Raw genomic sequence first — 14,959 nt, forward strand, 5'->3', positions numbered from 1 at the left:
AACGACCGATCACACCCGTTCGCCTGGACCAAGACCGCCGACCAGATCCTCAAGAAAGCCAACCGTCAGAAGACCTCAGACGCGCGGCACTAGGGTGACCTTCGTGTCGGTGTATGACGAACTGGAACGGCTGCTGCTCACCGGGTCCTGGGGTGAACTGGTGCCATATCTGCACGCCCCGGCCACCAGCCGAACCGGCAAGGAAACTCGGGCGTGGTACCGGTCGCGTCGGGCTCACTGGACCGCGGAAGTCCACTATCCCGAGTTCGATCTCGCCGCCTGTCTCCGCGCCCTCGCGGTCGGGCTGGCGAAGCCGGAGCAGGCGGCGAGGTGGCTGTCGAAGCTCGCTGCGGACTGGCGTGCCGGTCCCGCTGACGAGTTGCTGGTGGAGCTCGCTTCCCGTCGCGGCCGGGACTGGCGTGTGGCATTCCTCGAGACCGCGTCCACGGTGGCGAAGGGCGACGGGTTCCGTTCTGCGTGGATCGCACGGCTCGCGCGGCCGCTGATCGCGGCCGGTCTGGCCGAGCTGCCCACCGGCCCGGCCTTTGCCAGGTCCTGGGCCGAACTGCACGCGATGGCAGCGTCGGAGATGAGGTGGGCGTTGTGGCGGCGAGAGCGCCACGACGGTACGCCGGAACCGCTGCCCACCGGGTCACTCGTCGAGGAGTTGCGCGCTGACCCGGTCTTGCCGGACGCTCTGTCGGCCGCGCTGGCCGGCCCCGGCGTGATCGGGATTCTGGAGGGGCACGCCGTACCGTCGTGGGAGCTCGGTCCGGCCGTCGCCGAGCTGGTCGCCGAGGGCCACCTCGACCGGTCCCGCATTCTGGCCGACGCCTTTGTCGCATTGACTCGCCTGGACACTCCCAGCACCCAGAAGGGCATCGCGAAGCTGCTGGCAGCACTCGACCTGAAAGGTCCGGACCTCGCCGAGCGCATGCCGTTGGTCCAGGGGTTGCTGGCGACCAGCCACGGATCGGTGACCGCCGTGCTGTTGCCCGCAGCGGTCGAAACCGCCCACGCCGACGATCTCCCCGACCTCGCGGCCACGATCTTCGCGCGCCCGGAGAAGGCCCAGAAGACCGTGCTGCTCAAGGCGTTGACGGGGCCGCACGCGGTCGACCGGTGGGGATCCGACGCGGTGACGATCGCGCTCAAGGTCGCGGCCGACGTACCCGACCAGGCGTTCGCGGACCGAGCCACCAAAGCGCTTATCGCACTCGGAGTCGCCCACGAAGCCGACGCAGAGGCTCCGCTGTCTGAGCTGTGGGCCGCTCCCCTGCCGGTCGACGACACTGGGCCTGCCGCCAAGATCGAGCCGGATGAGCCTGGGCTGGCCACTGCTCTCTCCCGGATCATCAGGTCAACCACGGCCGCGGATGGCGCGGTCTTCTGGGACGCGATCGTCCGCTGGTCTGCCAGATCACCGCAAGAGGTGCGCTACTGGGCCTGGTCCGCAAACCAGAGCCTCGGCGACGGAGTGCGCCCGCCGTCGGCTCTGTGGGCGGTGGTCACAGCGGCCGAGGTGACCGCGAAGACCCACCAGACCCTATGCGGCAAGATCGCGAACGGCGTACCCGCGCCGACCGACTGGGAGATCGCCGGCCCGTCTCTGACCGGCGCGGTCCACGAGATCTTCGCGAGCGAGACAATCCTGAGACTCGGCACGATCCCGTACCTGCTGAGCACGCCGACACAATGGAACGGCCTACTCTCCTTCGACACGCTCGTGGACCGTCTCAAAGGCTACGGCCGTACGTCGGCAGGCCCGACGGATCTCTTCCTCGCACTACTCCGCCTCGAACCCACTCCACCCGAACGCACGACCCAACTCGACGGATTGTCACTCGACCTGTGGTCCCCGGGATCCAAGTGGCGTACGGCGAAACACACCGAAGACGCGGTCGACCTGGTGCGACAGTGGATCGAAGGCGGCGGACTCCCGAAGCTCGTGACTCGACATGACGGAGCATCCGTGACCGTCGAACCGGTCCGGCTTCCGATCGACATCAGCCTCATCCCAGGCATCCCGGCCGGGCTCGTCGCCGGTCACACGAGCGGTACCCATCGCGAGTACTACGAGTGGGCGATCAGGGCCGAAACCGGATTCGGGATCGTCCCGGCCTGGCCGGATCTGTTGGCCGCCAAGACGCAGACGCAGTACGACCAAGCCGCGCGGCGCCCACCTCGCTGGTTGCCGATGATGGCGCACGCACCCGGTCCCGGCCTCGCTGTCCAGCATGACATCGCGGCCACGCTGTGCCACGCCGACGAGGATCGACGGCTGCTCGCCGTGGAAGCAGCGCTGGCGCTGATGGGCCGTGGCCGGTGGGACAGCACGGCGTACACCGAGTGCTGTCTGCACCTCCTCACTGACGGCGTACTGCGTCTCGGTCGCCTTGGCCACTCGTGGGAGCAGCTGATTCTCGCGGGTGGGCTGCAACCACTCTGGCCGACCGCGACGACCGTGCTCGGCAAAGCTTCGGTGCTCGAGCGGAAGCCCGCTGGGCTGGCCGAATTGTTCGGCGTACTGCGTCGCTACGTCAGCGCGGTCCCCGATCCACAGATCCCCGAATCCGTTCTGGAGCTGGCAGCATCGAAGGGTAGTAGCAAGGCACGGGTGGAGGCAGCCGCCTTTGTGGCAGCAGCCGCACAGGGAGAAGGCAGAGCGTGACGATCGAGGCCGGTTATCGCACTGATTCGACGCTCGTACGGCGTACCGATCGCAGCGCACTGCTGGAACTCGAGACAGCGCTCGGTGCGACTCCCGCCGGACTCGTCGAGCAGCCGCGGTTCTTCAGCGGAATGCTGGCGCGGCCGGACGTGACCGCGGCCGGCATCCTGGCGGTCGCCGACGTGGCCAACAGCCGGTATTTCGACGCGGGTCTCGTCCACCGCCTCAGCAACCTCGATCCCGTGGTCACCGCCTCGGGCGACCGGTTGCGGTTCGAGGCGTTCTCACTCTGCAACGGAGTCCATGCCCGGCTCGATCTGCTTGCCGACGGCATCGACTCGGGCGAGGTCGCGCACGGGACCACCAACGTGGACATCAACCAGCCGCTGCGCACCGCACTCGCCGGAGTCGGCGGCGCCGAGCTCGTCCACCTCGACGTCGGAACCGAAGGCCTCTCGGTGGCGACGCTCGACGAGACCCACCACGAACGGAAGGTCGACCTCCCGGACCGATGGATCAGGGGCTTCGCCGAGACGCCCGTGCTCGCCGCACGGATGACGCAGCGGGCCGAGCTCGCCGGACCGGCGGCGGCTCGATGGCTCGCCTCACTGCCCAAGTCTGCGCCGGGTCCGTCGTACCACCTGCTCCCGGCGCCAGGCGGATTGCGACAGTCGACCCGACCATCAGGTGGGTCCGTGCATCTCGCCGGAGCCGCGCGGCTCGCAGCGTCGGCGCGGGTCGCGCGCTTCACGCACCGCCTGCGCGTGTTCGGTTCCGACGATCACGCCAGCGCGTGGGTGTTCGAACTGCCGGGCGTGCGGTTGACGCTGCTTCTTTCCCCGGAACCCTACCGAGGCTTCTCGGGTGAAGGCGGCCTGCTGACCACCTTGACGGCGTCTTCGGCCGGGTCCGCTGCCGCCCGCCTACTCGAACATCTCGCCTGGCAGCCGGTCATCGATCGCGATCAGCTGGCGGCGACGACGGACCTTCCCCTCGCGGACGTCGACGCGGGCATCGGCTACCTGGCCGTGTCCGGCAAGGTGGGCTACGACCTCCACGAGAACACCTGGTTCCATCGCGAGTTGCCGTGGAACAGCGAACGGATCGAGCGTGACAACCCTCGACTGAAAGACGCCCGCCAACTACTGCAGGACCGAGCGGTCACACCATCCGCCGACGGTTGGTCGATCACCTCCGGCAACCACCGCCACTGGGTCAAGGGCGATCCCTACACCTGCACCTGTCTGTGGTGGGCCAGGTACCACGGCCAACGCGGCCCCTGCAAACACGTTTTGGCAGTCACCCTGTACGTCCAGGCACAGCACTAGCAGGTCCCTCGGTACGGACGGTCGCCGAACGACTAGGCCCATTCCGTGGGGTCAGGTCGCGACCGGCCATGGTGCAGGCTTGGGCGAGGATGCGCTGGGTGCTGGTATCCCAGTGGCAGACCCTCCGTCGGGCCGCGAGTCCCGAGTCGGTCAAGTTCGGCTTGCGGATGCAAAGAGACCCATTGGTCCGGGGACGTGCTGAGGGTCCTGGTTGACGAATTGGGTCGCGAGCTCGTCGAGTGCGCGGCTGAGTTCTGGGTCCTCGGCGCCCCAGTCTGCGAGCTCGTCGGCCAACCACGCTTTGAGCGCGGTGACCAGCTTCTGCACCTCGAGCGCGCCAGCTTCGGTGACGGCGAGCTGGCCATCGTGCCTGGTGAGGTATCCGTTGGCGGCAGCCGTTTCGAACGCCGGCGCGAGGACCTCAGGTGGCAGGTGATACAGCGTGGCGATCTCCGCAAGCGTAGTGGTTCTGCCGAGCCTGGATCGCAGGTAGACCTGGCCGACGCTCCAGCCGTCAGACGCGCCGAACGATGCCGCTGAACGTTCTCTGACCTTGGGCAGCTCGGTGCGCCCCTTGTTTCGGACGAGGCGCGCGATCGCGGCCTGCAGCTGTTGGTTGGCGTCTGCTGCCTCGGGCACGCCAAAGCCTTCGCCGACGTCGGGTGCTGTGTCGCGGGCCGTGCCGCGCAGCGGTGTCTGCTTGAGGAAGAGCGCGACCACGAAGGCGATGAGGGCCACCGGTATCGCAGCCCGGAACACGACGTGGATGGCATGGGCGTACGCATCGACGATCGGCGCGATCTGCGCGTCCGGGTAGGCGTGAAGGGCTTGCGGGCTGGTCACCGCGGCTGGGTCGACTCCTGGTGAAGCGGCGACCGCTGCGGGCAGCCTGTCGTTGAGGACATTCGAGTAGACCGCCCCGAAGACTGCGGCGCCGAAGGAGCTGCCCAGCGTGCGGAAGAAGGTGACTCCGGAAGTGCCGACGCCGAGGTCTTGGTAGGCGACAGTGCTCTGCACCACGATCGTCAGGATCTGCATGCTCATGCCGATGCCGATGCCGAGCACCAGCATGGCGACGGCCAGCTGCCAGTACGGAGTATCCGCACCGACGCGGGACAGCAGGAACATACCGAGCGTAATGACGGCGGTGCCGACGACCGGGAAGATCTTGTACTGACCGGTCCTGCCCACCACAGTGCCGGAGACCATCGACATCACCAGCAAGCCGGCGACCAATGGCAGGGTCTGCAGGCCGGAATCGGTGGCAGACACGCCATTGACGTACTGCAGGTAGGTCGGCAAGAACGTGATCGCGCCGAGCATGGCGAACCCGACGATGAAGGACAGGATGACGCAGACGACGAAGACCGAGGATCGGAACAGCCGCAACGGGAGGATCGGGTCGGCTGCTCGGCCCTCCACGAGCACGAAGATCGCCAAGGAGACCAGGGAGCCGATGATCATGGCGATGATGGTCAGCGAGCTCCAGGGGTACTCGGTGCCACCCCAGGACAGAGCGAGGGTCAGACCGGCCGCGCCGATGGACACGAACACGATGCCGAGGTAGTCGATCACCGGATGCAGGCCCGGGCGGATACTCGGCATGGTGAAGGCGGCCAGGACAATAACGACGATGCCGACCGGCACATTGACGTAGAACGCCCACCGCCAGGACAGGTGATCTGTGAACAGGCCGCCGAGCAGCGGGCCGACCACCGTCGTGACTCCGAACACGGCGCCCAACGCGCCCTGGTACTTGCCGCGTTCACGCAGTGGGATGACGTCGGCGATGACCGCCATCGAGGTGACCATCAACAACCCAGCAGCGAAGCCTTGCACGGCACGCCAGGCGATCAGCCACTGCATGCCCTGCGCGAGCCCGCACAGTGCTGAAGCGACGACGAATGTCGCGGCAGCGACCTGGAACACCCGCTTGCGGCCGAACTGGTCACCGAACTTGCCGGCCAGCACGGTCGCGATGGTGTCGGCGAGCAGGTAGGACGAGACCACCCAGGACAGGTGCCCGGCCCCACCGAGGTCGCTCACGATCGACGGCAGTGCGGTCGACACGATCGTTTGATCGAGCGCCGCCAGCAGCATCCCGAGCGCCACCGTGATGAAGACCAAGAGCATCGTCCGCCGCTCGACCGTCCCCGGCCCTGCCGCCGACTGCGGCGCGGACTGCGTCTGTTCGACCGCCATGCGCACTCCAGGAGGATGGCTTCGGCGCGACGATCGCCGCACAGAGCACTCTATGAGCGCCTCAGACCACCGGCAAGGGTCGCGACAACGAGCCTCCGCCGCGGACTGGTCGGCGTCGCACCGGGGTTGGCCTCACAGAGTCGCCCGCTCATCGACCCCGCTCCGGACCGCTTCTTCACACAGAGGGGAGTCATGTGTGCCGCCGTCATCGGCGCGGTCGGCACGGTGATGGGCCGGAGTTCGGCGGCGGAGATCTGTTGTGTAGGCCCGTTCGCAGGCCGGACCGGTTAGGCTCCGGCTTAGGGAGCCGGGCGCAAGATGCTTTCGAGGAAAGTACCGCCCCTGGCTTTGCTGGACACCAAAGGGGGATCGCATGACGGAGCCGTCCGCTGGCTGGCAGCTCGACGCCATCACGTACTCCGGGGGCACGCAGGACGGGCCGCGCGCCAACGTGAGGCTCTCCCGGGCCGGGGAACAGGTACACGCTGAGGGTTCTGGCACCGGGCTCATCGACGCGGTGTGCCATTCGATCTCGCAGGCGACGGGAGTAGAGGCGCGGGTAGTCGCGTTCCGGGCGTACTCAGTCGGCCCGGGCAGCGAGGCTGTCGGAGAGGTCGAGCTCGAGGTGGAGCTGCCGGGCCGCAGGGTTGCAGTACGGGCGTCGTCCACGGATGTCGTCGAGGCCGCCGGGATTGCCCTCGTCGCGGCCCTCAACCAGTACAACGCGAAGCGGCTGGCACGAGGCTGAGTCCGATGAGATGACCGTGGTCCGATGAGCGCGAGCGCCCGCCGCGCCGCGGGTTCCGTCGCCCGCTGCGGTCGGTGATCCCAGGACTGTGACTCGTCGGTACCGGCGGAATGCGCAGAAGCGGTTGTCCGTCTCAGCGCCGACCAATAGCTCCGTTCTGCAGCAAGACGAGCGCCTCGGGAAGCGCATCTACGTTGTTCACGAAGTGAAGCTGGAGGTGAAGGTTGACGCGACTGCGGGGAACGAATGGGAATCACGATCGGCGTCGTCGCCCAACTGGTCTGCCAGATGCTCTGCCAGTGTCCGCTGTACGAGTTGCCGATTCCGGGCACCATCACGAACCGCATGAAAGCTCGCCCAACTCCCGAGGTCGAATCTTGCGCGCTATTCCGCACCTGTATCAGCCAGCTCCGCGAGTACGTGCGCATGGCAGGTAGCCGGCGTACCCCAGCAACCCAGCCGGCGCCCGCGCAACCCGGCAAGCCGAGCCAGCAGATGTCCAGGTGCCAATCACCTCGGTGCATCGCCCGGCCCATGTAGACGACGGCGGCGTACGCCGGATCGTCACGATGACCCTTCAGATTGACGATGGTGGTGGGCGACATAGTCATCGTCAAGCCAGAGCAGTGCAGCAGCCAGTTCAAATCTTGAACTGGCCTCCACTAAGCAGGAGAGATCTGCGCAAGAGCGCTGCGATTGAACGCATACCGAAGAAACCAGTGCTGTACCTGGCGTTGTACGGCGCGGTCGCCGTGCACCGTGACTCCGGCGCGCTGCCGCAACTGTGACCAGGTCAGCTCGCCAAGCCACCAGCGGGTGATATCGGCGGTCGGCGCCGTGAGCCAGAGGCTCACCGGCGCTCCGGTGTCCTCCCGACACAGGTTGACGTTCGTCTTGGACAGATGCAGCCAGAAGTACCGGTCGCGCGGTGATCGGTCGGTGAACTCGAGCGCGAGGACCACGGTGCGCTCGGGCAGAGCATCGACGTCGACTCTGCGTTGCATGTCCCACGTGAGCGCCGCGGTATCGAGATCATCATCGGACAAGGCAGCGCTCTCGGTTGTCATCGCCCAGCGGGCCAGTTCGCGGACCACCGGGGCGAGGGTTAGCCCGGATTCAGTGAGCTGGTAGAGCCGGTCGGACAGGTTGACGATGCCAGCGGTGCGAAGCGAGCGCAATCTGCTGGTCAGCGTGGCAGGCGGGATGCGGGGGATGCCGCGACGGATGTCGCTGAACGTGACCGGCCCGGAGAGCATTTCGCGCACGATCAGCAGGGTCCACCGCTCGCCGACCACATCCAGTGCTCGTCCGACCGCGCAGAACTGCCCATACCCGTTCATCGCTCCAGGCTACCGACACTGGGCGTCCGCATCGATGTCCGACCAGAAGGCCAGCTCGCCTGCAGTCCGCCATCCGTGACCGGCAGTCGCACCTTCTTCAATGCGTCGTCGACTCGGAACCCCGTGATCGCGACCCGGTTGATTTCCTTGCATGTGGCAACGAAAAATCTCCTGTGCATGGTGCGCCTCAGTGGGAGTCGCCGTATCAAATTCCTTTGCTGCGAAGTAGCTGCGGGTCCGAGGTCCTGCAGGTTTCGGCTGATCGCCGTACGTCGAGATGCCGATCAGCAGCTGAGGATGTCCGCAAGCTCTGTCAGGCTGCTCACTGCGAGGTCACACGTTGTGTCGGTTGCGCGGTCCGCGGTTCGGTCCGGTCCCTTTTCTTTTGGTCGTTCAAGGAAGGCAGTGCGTAGTCCTGCTCGCCGTGCCCCGTCGATGTCCCATGTGTGTGCGGCAACCATCAGCATCTGCTCAGGGCGGACCGCGAGAAGGTCGGCTGCTGCCCGATAGACATGCTCCTGCGGCTTGTAGGACTGGAACATCTCGGCCGACAGGACGCAGTCGAACGGTAGGTCGGCGCCCTTGAGCAGGCGCACCAGGAGAGCCAAGCCACCGTTGGACAGAGCCACGACCGTGAATCGGCGGCGAAGCCGGGCCAAGCCGTCGACGACATCCGGCCACGGTGTCAGGTGGTGCCATGCCAAAACCAGGTCTCGGCGGGCTGTGTCGTCGAAGTCGTCGCCGACGTCGTGGACCTCGAGAAGGTCGTCGAGAGCTTCCCGATGCAGCGCGTCGAGGTTCCGCCACGGCTGATCACCGCTGCTGATCGCATCCAGGGCCGGGAGGTAGCGATCTCGCCACTCGTCGGTGAAGCGGCCCGGCGACACCTTGGCGTTCGTTCGGCCGGCGATCTGCGCGACTTGCTCTGCAACACTGGTGCGCCAGTCCACGGTGGTGCCGAAAATGTCCAGCGCTATGACCGAGACACCAGACAGGTCTGCGTTCGCGGCGTAGGCGCTCATTTGCTCAAGTATTTCATGCCCGTGTCACACATCACCGTGACGATCGTCGAGTTCGGGGGAAGCCGTTCGGCCATGCGCAGTGCGACGAGGACGTTGGCTCCGGTCGACGTACCTGCGAACAGCCCTTCCTCCCGCGCGAGCCGCACCGCCATGGCCGATGCCTCCTCTGTCGACAGCAGCTCGATCGTGTCGGCCACTTCGTCGTGCCACAACGGTACGACGAAGCCGGCACCGACGCCGTCGATCTTGTGCGCGCCGGTCGGACGACCGGACAGGACAGCGGACTCGGTCGGTTCGATCGCGACGACGGCGATCGAACTGTCGTACTTCCGCAGCCGCTCGGCGTTGCCCCGCAGCGAGGCCCCGGTGCCGACGATCTGCACGAATGCGTCCAGCTCACCGTCAGTCTGTGCCCAGATTTCGTCCGCCATGGTGTGGTATGCCCGCAACTGGTCGGTGTTGTTCAGCTGATCGGTCCAGAAGCCGCCGTTGTCTGCCGTGATGATCCGGGCCGCTTCGATCATGTCACGCGTGAGTTTTTCCGTCATGCGGCCGTGATCGCTGGCGATCACGTGTACGTCGGCGCCGAGCGCCCGCATGTGGGCGAGTTTCTCGGCGGCGAAAGCGTCAGAGGTCACGATGTCGAGGTGGTATCCCTTGACAGCGCAGACCAGAGCCAGCGAGACACCTGTGCTGCCACCGGTGTACTCGACCACCCTGCCGTCCGGCTGCAGCCTGCCGTCGGCTTCCGCGGCCTCGATCATCGCGAGCGCCATCCGGTCCTTGATGCTTCCGGTGGGATTGCTGTCCTCCAGCTTGAGCAGGATCCGAGATCCGTTGCGCGGTCCGAGCCGACGCAGGGGTAGCAACGCGGTATTGCCGATTCGATCCAGAACGGTACGGGGCGCGGGATCTGACCTGTGCATGTCCGCAAGTGTCGACCTGTGAGCAGCGAACGTGCAGTTCAAAGTTTGAAGCACGCAAGTGGCGGGCGCGGACGTAACGTGCGGTTCGTCGTGCCGGTGAACCACTGTTGGGAGGATCAGTGATCATGGGAGCTGGAGAGCTGATATCGCCGGAGCCGACGGTTCAGGCCACAAGAGTCTCGTCTGGCTCTTGGGAACCTCTTCACGCGGGCATCCTTGCACATACCACGGAGGGCGCCGCGCTGTGTTTCCTGACCTTCTGTCAGGAGGGATTCCGCGTGATCGGCCCGCATCTCCATCCCGATGTGACCCTTGACTGTATCGCGATGGGACGCAGCCTCCCCGCCTGGGACCGTGGCGACTACGCCTCGATCCGGCCGGTGCTGGCGCAGAGCGTCGACCGGCTCGCTCGTGCCGGGGCGGACTTCTTCGTCTGCCCGTGCAACACGGCCCACCTGGCGCTGGAAGAGCCCGGCACAGAACTGGTGTTGCCCGGTCTGCACATTGCGGACGTCGTAGCCGATCGAGCGATGCGTGACGGGCGGCAGGTTGTCGGTGTCTTAGGCACGAAACTGACTATGGATGGCTCGATCTACCGGCGGGCGCTTGCAGACCGAGGACTAGGTTATGTCGTCCCGCCGTCGGATCAGCGCGAACAAATTGACCGGATCATCTATGAGGAGTTGGTGAACGGAGTCATCTCCGAGGCGTCCCGCGATGAGTGCCGGCAGGTGATCGAGGGGCTGGCGAAGCAGGGCTGTGATGTCGTGGCGATGGCCTGCACGGAGATCCCGTTGCTGATCACCGAGGACATCTCGTCGCTGCCCCTGCTCGACTCCACCAGGTTGCTTGGAGTCGCGGCCTTCGACATCGCCATCGGTCGGCAATCAATGCCTTTATGGCGCGGCGGGCCAGTACCGAAACATAGTCGATGAGCCCCCATGTCCCGACGCCCGACTGACTGAGCCCGTAGTTCCAGAAGGAGCTGACCTGGACTGTTCGGCAACAAGCTGTCCGCGCGCTGGAAGTCAATGGAGGCTGTGGACGATTTCCACAGTCCACCGGCACCCTGGAGTGGCACGATGGCGGCGTGCTTGTGTCCGATGCACTGGGCGGTAGCGACGAGGCTATGGGCTTGGCGGTTGCCCACGCGCTGGTGCGGCGTGCGTCCGTCGGCGAGGTGACGGAAGCGTTGCGGGTCTACCGGCCGGCGAAGCCGGTTCTGGTCTTCGGCCGACGCGATACGCTCCATCCCGGCTTCCGGGCCGCGGTGCGATCTGCCCGCTCAGCCGGTTTCGAGCCCTTGGTGCGCCGTGGGCGGCCGTCCAGTTGCCTACACCTCGGCGTCCCTGGTTGTTGACCACGTCAAGTCTGAGGGCATGGCGTCGGAGGGGCTGGAGACCCGCTTCAAGGAATTCGGAGCCATGTATGCCGAGGTGCTTCGAGAGTTGGGTATTGATGCACGAGTGGGGGCGGTGCCGGGTGAATATTGCCCTGGTGCCCACAGCGTCAATGCTCGCGGTCTGGTGAAGCTGGTGGGTACGGGACAGCGAATCGTTCGTGATGCCTGGCTATTCAGCGCGCTGATCGTGGTAGGTGACGACGCGAGGATCCAACCGCTGTTGGCGGATGTCTACCGCCACCTCGGGTTGCCGTTCGAAGTCGCATCGGTCGGGTCACTGTCGGGGGAGGTGCCGGGTCTGGATGTCGAAACCGTAGAGCGTCGGATCCTTGATGCGTACGCCGTGAAGGCACAGCTCGAGCCGTCAGCCCTGGACCAGGTCACCTGGGAGCTGGCGCTATCGCTAGTCATCGATCACAGGATCGGCCACATCCGCTGACCTGCGGCGCTGCTCGCGACCGTTCCCCTGCTCCGTCGCTGCTCGTGGGACGTTGGCAAGTGGCGATCAGCGCTGCGAGTCGATGAGGACAAAACCGCAGGTCAGAGGGCAGATCGGGGTGGAAGGCCGGTCTGCCCTCGCCTATACCCGGAAGATCCTCGACATCTTGGTGGGAGCAGCACACAGCGATTAGTTCTCAAACGAGGTCGCGGTCGTCGAAGGCTTGTTGCAGGGCTTCGGCTGCGGCGGGGTCTGCAGGTCGCCCTTTACTAACCTCTTTGCCAACTGATTGTCGGGCCGATCTGCCAGATTGTGCGTGTTGTCGCCCGAAACTTCTTTAATTCTTGGGCATTCGCCGCTCTGTGGTCGCTCGTCGCTGCTGCTCGACTCCTGACATCGCCCGTTGAAAGCCGACCCGTAAGTCGCACCGGATCTCCGTCGTGCGCTGCGGCTGGCTAGCCCACAGGTGACGGTTACGTGTCAAGCGCGTTCGGGTCGCCAGTCCCTCTGCACGGGCAATCGGCTTCGCTTGGTCTATCCGGCCGCGTCCGCTGCAGCGCGGAGTGTCGTAGCGTTCGCGCTTCGTGCAACGATCGCCGCCGTGTCTGGTCAGTGATCACGTGCCGTTGGTTCGGACAGCAACTCGATTCGGCGGAGGCTGCGTCTGGGCAAATACAAGTGACTAACCAGTATGAAGACAGGGGCAACGGCGAACAGCAGGTACCACGGCGAGTCGGCCACGCTCTGGATCACGCTGGCGGTCAGCACGAGCAGCGCCGTGCCGATGCGGACAGGCCTGGGCATCTGTCCGTCCTGCCGCAGTTGGTGAGTGGCGATTCGCAGAGCGGCCGCCCGGACCTCTGGATCCTCGGGGATTGGACCGCTCGCGGCAGCGCGATACGCGGACTTCCACGTTTCGGTCGGGATGTCGCCCGCGACCGCGCGCATCTGGCGCTGCTCTTTGTCGAACAAGAACGCCATGGGGATGCCGAAGGCGACGCTCAGGATGAGCCCACTGACGAGGGTCTCTGCCCAGCTCGAACCGTCGTTCTTGATGAAGATCCCCATACCAGCTCCGAAGCCGGTCCCCATGATCAGGGCTACAACCCACTTCGGGGCGGCCGAGAGGTTGTTACGCACCTGCTCATCATGACCCACAACGCCGCGCTCTTGCTGCGTGGCGCGCGCCGGCCGGCGCCTCGCCCACGAGGTATGAGCTTGAACTCCCTTGGTTCATGGGGGTTCACCTGTCTCCGATTGAGCGTCGAGTCACTGACTTGCGACCTGCTCGAACGGCTTCGGCCGTGGGTGAACTGCAACCAGCCGTGCAACCACGTCCTACCAGTTGCGGACTCGGTGTGGAGACGTTGGCAGGCGTCATCCAAGTGCAGTCGCTGGCTCATGTCGACCGCCCTGGTTGTCCTGGGTGCCGCACACCGCGGCTAGTGGTTCGTGATGCTGCCCGTTGAATCCCGAACCGTAGATCGTGCCGAACCGTCGTACTGGTGGGGTGGTCGGCCGAGCGATGGTTGACACTTACGTGTCAGCGTGGCGGGAACTCTCGCGGGCTCTGATGAAGGTGAAGACGAAGCAGCCGATTGCGAAAAGAGCGAACGGCCCGCTGTTTACAGCCAAGTTGCTCGCAAAGGATTGTCCGTTGTTCAGCTGGTCCGTGGGCATGCTCACGAGTAAGTCGCCTGGGTCGATTGTGACCTGGACGGGCTGCCCGACCTTGGTGCCGAGCTGGTTGCTCGCGGCGAAGTCGACATCGACTAGCCGGCCATCTGGCAGAGCGGCGCGAACCTCTAGCGACTCGTCTGACCTGTTGTACTCGAGGACTTCGGTCACGGTGGCCGTGACCTGTTGGCCTCTGGCTCTGAGCACTGATCGATCGCTGTACTCGTCTACGACGTTGATCATGAATGCACCGGCCAATGCGAGGGCTGCAACCCCGAGGAACACCGGGACCATCCATCTGCGCCGGGGAACTCGGAGCGACCATTTCATGAGACCAAGTGTGGCCGATCCTACGGCGACCCGCGTCACGGACTTACGCCTACGTCTGAACTACGCGGGCAGCCCTCCGCGTCACGCTGGTAGCCTGACCTCTTCCATCCCGTGGGCGGGGTCGCATTGATGGCCTGCGCGGGACGGCGCTCATTCCCTTACCTACAAGGCGTTTTCGCCTTCCTGGTTGTTGTGAGTTGGACCCGCTTCAAGACCGTTGTTACGTCTGGTTCGCTCCCAAAATCCTCCCACGGCGGTAGGCGGTCCGGTGGCCTGCCAACGCCTCGGCCAACATGCCGACTCATCGGGCGAACGTCTCATGCGGGCTACGCCCAGAAGCGACGCCACACCTCGCGCTTCATCTCGGCGAGGGCATCGATAACGTCCTGCTCAGTCTCGGCATTCTCGGCGACCCCGAGTACCCGACCAACATCTGGCCACGAGGCGCCCGCGCGAGCCTCACGGATCGCCTCACCAAGCGCCTTGTCGACAGCTATTGACGCTCGACAACACTCGCGTACAGCCTCTAGCGGCTCTTGGTGCCAGGGACCACGCTGCCGGAGCCGAAGCCGTTCACCGTGCCCCGACAGCCGCAGACGGGGGGCTTGTGCCAACACGGAGACCACCTCCTCGTTGAACTCCTTCGAGGATAGCGCGCAACGCCTCTCCTCGACCGCGGTTGACGGTTACGTGTCAACCAAGCGGGCAGACCTCCCGCATCGCCTCGATAGCTGCCGACCTTCGGTTCGGTGCGGTGCGGGTCAAGGGTCGAAGATCCCGGAGGTACGCCGTCGGCCCCCTTGACGCGTGCCGTGCCGGACCGCACTCCCCCATGATTGCTAGCGGGGCGATGCGGGAAACCACCTGCAGACGG

Annotated in this window: 12 protein-coding genes; 5 read left to right on the top strand and 7 right to left on the bottom strand. The window is 65.6% G+C overall.

Annotated elements, in window-relative coordinates:
* The first annotated feature begins 103 nt into the window (after positions 1-103).
* A complete protein-coding gene (locus ACIBG5_RS41880; protein WP_396397670.1) occupies positions 104-2,671 on the top strand; it encodes a hypothetical protein in 2,568 nt (855 codons plus the stop codon).
* Positions 2,668-3,999: an SWIM zinc finger family protein gene (locus tag ACIBG5_RS41885; RefSeq protein ID WP_396397671.1), complete on the top strand. Its 1,332-nt coding sequence runs from the start codon at positions 2,668-2,670 to the stop codon at positions 3,997-3,999. Before ACIBG5_RS41880 ends, ACIBG5_RS41885 begins: the two co-directional genes overlap by 4 nt.
* A gap of 150 nt (positions 4,000-4,149) precedes the next feature.
* On the opposite strand, the gene ACIBG5_RS41890 is transcribed toward ACIBG5_RS41885, so the two are convergent.
* Positions 4,150-6,201 carry an MDR family MFS transporter gene (locus tag ACIBG5_RS41890; protein WP_396397672.1) on the bottom strand — a complete coding sequence of 684 codons (2,052 nt, stop codon included), beginning with the start codon at positions 6,199-6,201 and terminating at the stop codon, positions 4,150-4,152.
* 373 nt (positions 6,202-6,574) lie between these two features.
* On the opposite strand from ACIBG5_RS41890, the gene ACIBG5_RS41895 reads away from it, so the two are divergent.
* On the top strand, positions 6,575-6,949 hold the full coding sequence (locus ACIBG5_RS41895; RefSeq protein ID WP_396397673.1) for an alpha-isopropylmalate synthase regulatory domain-containing protein: 375 nt from the start codon (positions 6,575-6,577) through the stop codon (positions 6,947-6,949).
* A 384-nt stretch (positions 6,950-7,333) separates the two neighbouring features.
* Here ACIBG5_RS41895 and ACIBG5_RS41900 read toward each other — a convergent pair whose 3' ends face one another.
* The 4 genes from ACIBG5_RS41900 to ACIBG5_RS41915 form a co-directional block, all read right to left on the bottom strand.
* Complete coding sequence (locus ACIBG5_RS41900) at positions 7,334-7,459, bottom strand: DUF4326 domain-containing protein (RefSeq protein WP_396397674.1); 126 nt, start codon at positions 7,457-7,459, stop codon at positions 7,334-7,336.
* A 152-nt stretch (positions 7,460-7,611) separates the two neighbouring features.
* Positions 7,612-8,244, bottom strand: a complete 633-nt coding sequence (locus ACIBG5_RS41905; RefSeq protein WP_396397675.1) for a winged helix-turn-helix transcriptional regulator — start codon at positions 8,242-8,244, stop codon at positions 7,612-7,614.
* 329 nt (positions 8,245-8,573) lie between these two features.
* Positions 8,574-9,311, bottom strand: coding sequence for a haloacid dehalogenase type II (locus ACIBG5_RS41910; protein WP_396397676.1), 738 nt, complete (start codon positions 9,309-9,311; stop codon positions 8,574-8,576).
* The gene (locus ACIBG5_RS41915) at positions 9,308-10,237 is read right to left on the bottom strand and encodes a PLP-dependent cysteine synthase family protein (protein ID WP_396397677.1); all 930 of its coding nucleotides are present in this window, start codon (positions 10,235-10,237) and stop codon (positions 9,308-9,310) included. Before ACIBG5_RS41915 ends, ACIBG5_RS41910 begins: the two co-directional genes overlap by 4 nt.
* 125 nt (positions 10,238-10,362) lie before the next feature.
* Between ACIBG5_RS41915 and ACIBG5_RS41920 the strand changes: the two genes are divergently transcribed.
* Both ACIBG5_RS41920 and ACIBG5_RS41925 read left to right on the top strand, forming a co-directional pair.
* A complete protein-coding gene (locus ACIBG5_RS41920; RefSeq protein ID WP_396397678.1) occupies positions 10,363-11,172 on the top strand; it encodes an aspartate/glutamate racemase family protein in 810 nt (269 codons plus the stop codon).
* 444 nt (positions 11,173-11,616) lie between these two features.
* Positions 11,617-12,078 carry a hypothetical protein gene (locus ACIBG5_RS41925; RefSeq protein ID WP_396397679.1) on the top strand — a complete coding sequence of 154 codons (462 nt, stop codon included), beginning with the start codon at positions 11,617-11,619 and terminating at the stop codon, positions 12,076-12,078.
* A 609-nt stretch (positions 12,079-12,687) separates the two neighbouring features.
* Here the strand turns inward: ACIBG5_RS41925 and ACIBG5_RS41930 are convergent.
* Together ACIBG5_RS41930 and ACIBG5_RS41935 are read right to left on the bottom strand one after the other, a co-directional pair.
* On the bottom strand, positions 12,688-13,218 hold the full coding sequence (locus tag ACIBG5_RS41930) for a hypothetical protein (protein WP_396397680.1): 531 nt from the start codon (positions 13,216-13,218) through the stop codon (positions 12,688-12,690).
* Positions 13,219-13,614: 396 nt separating this feature from the next.
* Positions 13,615-14,085, bottom strand: a complete 471-nt coding sequence (locus tag ACIBG5_RS41935) for a hypothetical protein (RefSeq protein WP_396397681.1) — start codon at positions 14,083-14,085, stop codon at positions 13,615-13,617.
* Between the last annotated feature and the right edge of the window lie 874 nt (positions 14,086-14,959).

The organism is Kribbella sp. NPDC050241 (assembly GCF_044459685.1).
Lineage (GTDB): Bacteria > Actinomycetota > Actinomycetes > Propionibacteriales > Kribbellaceae > Kribbella.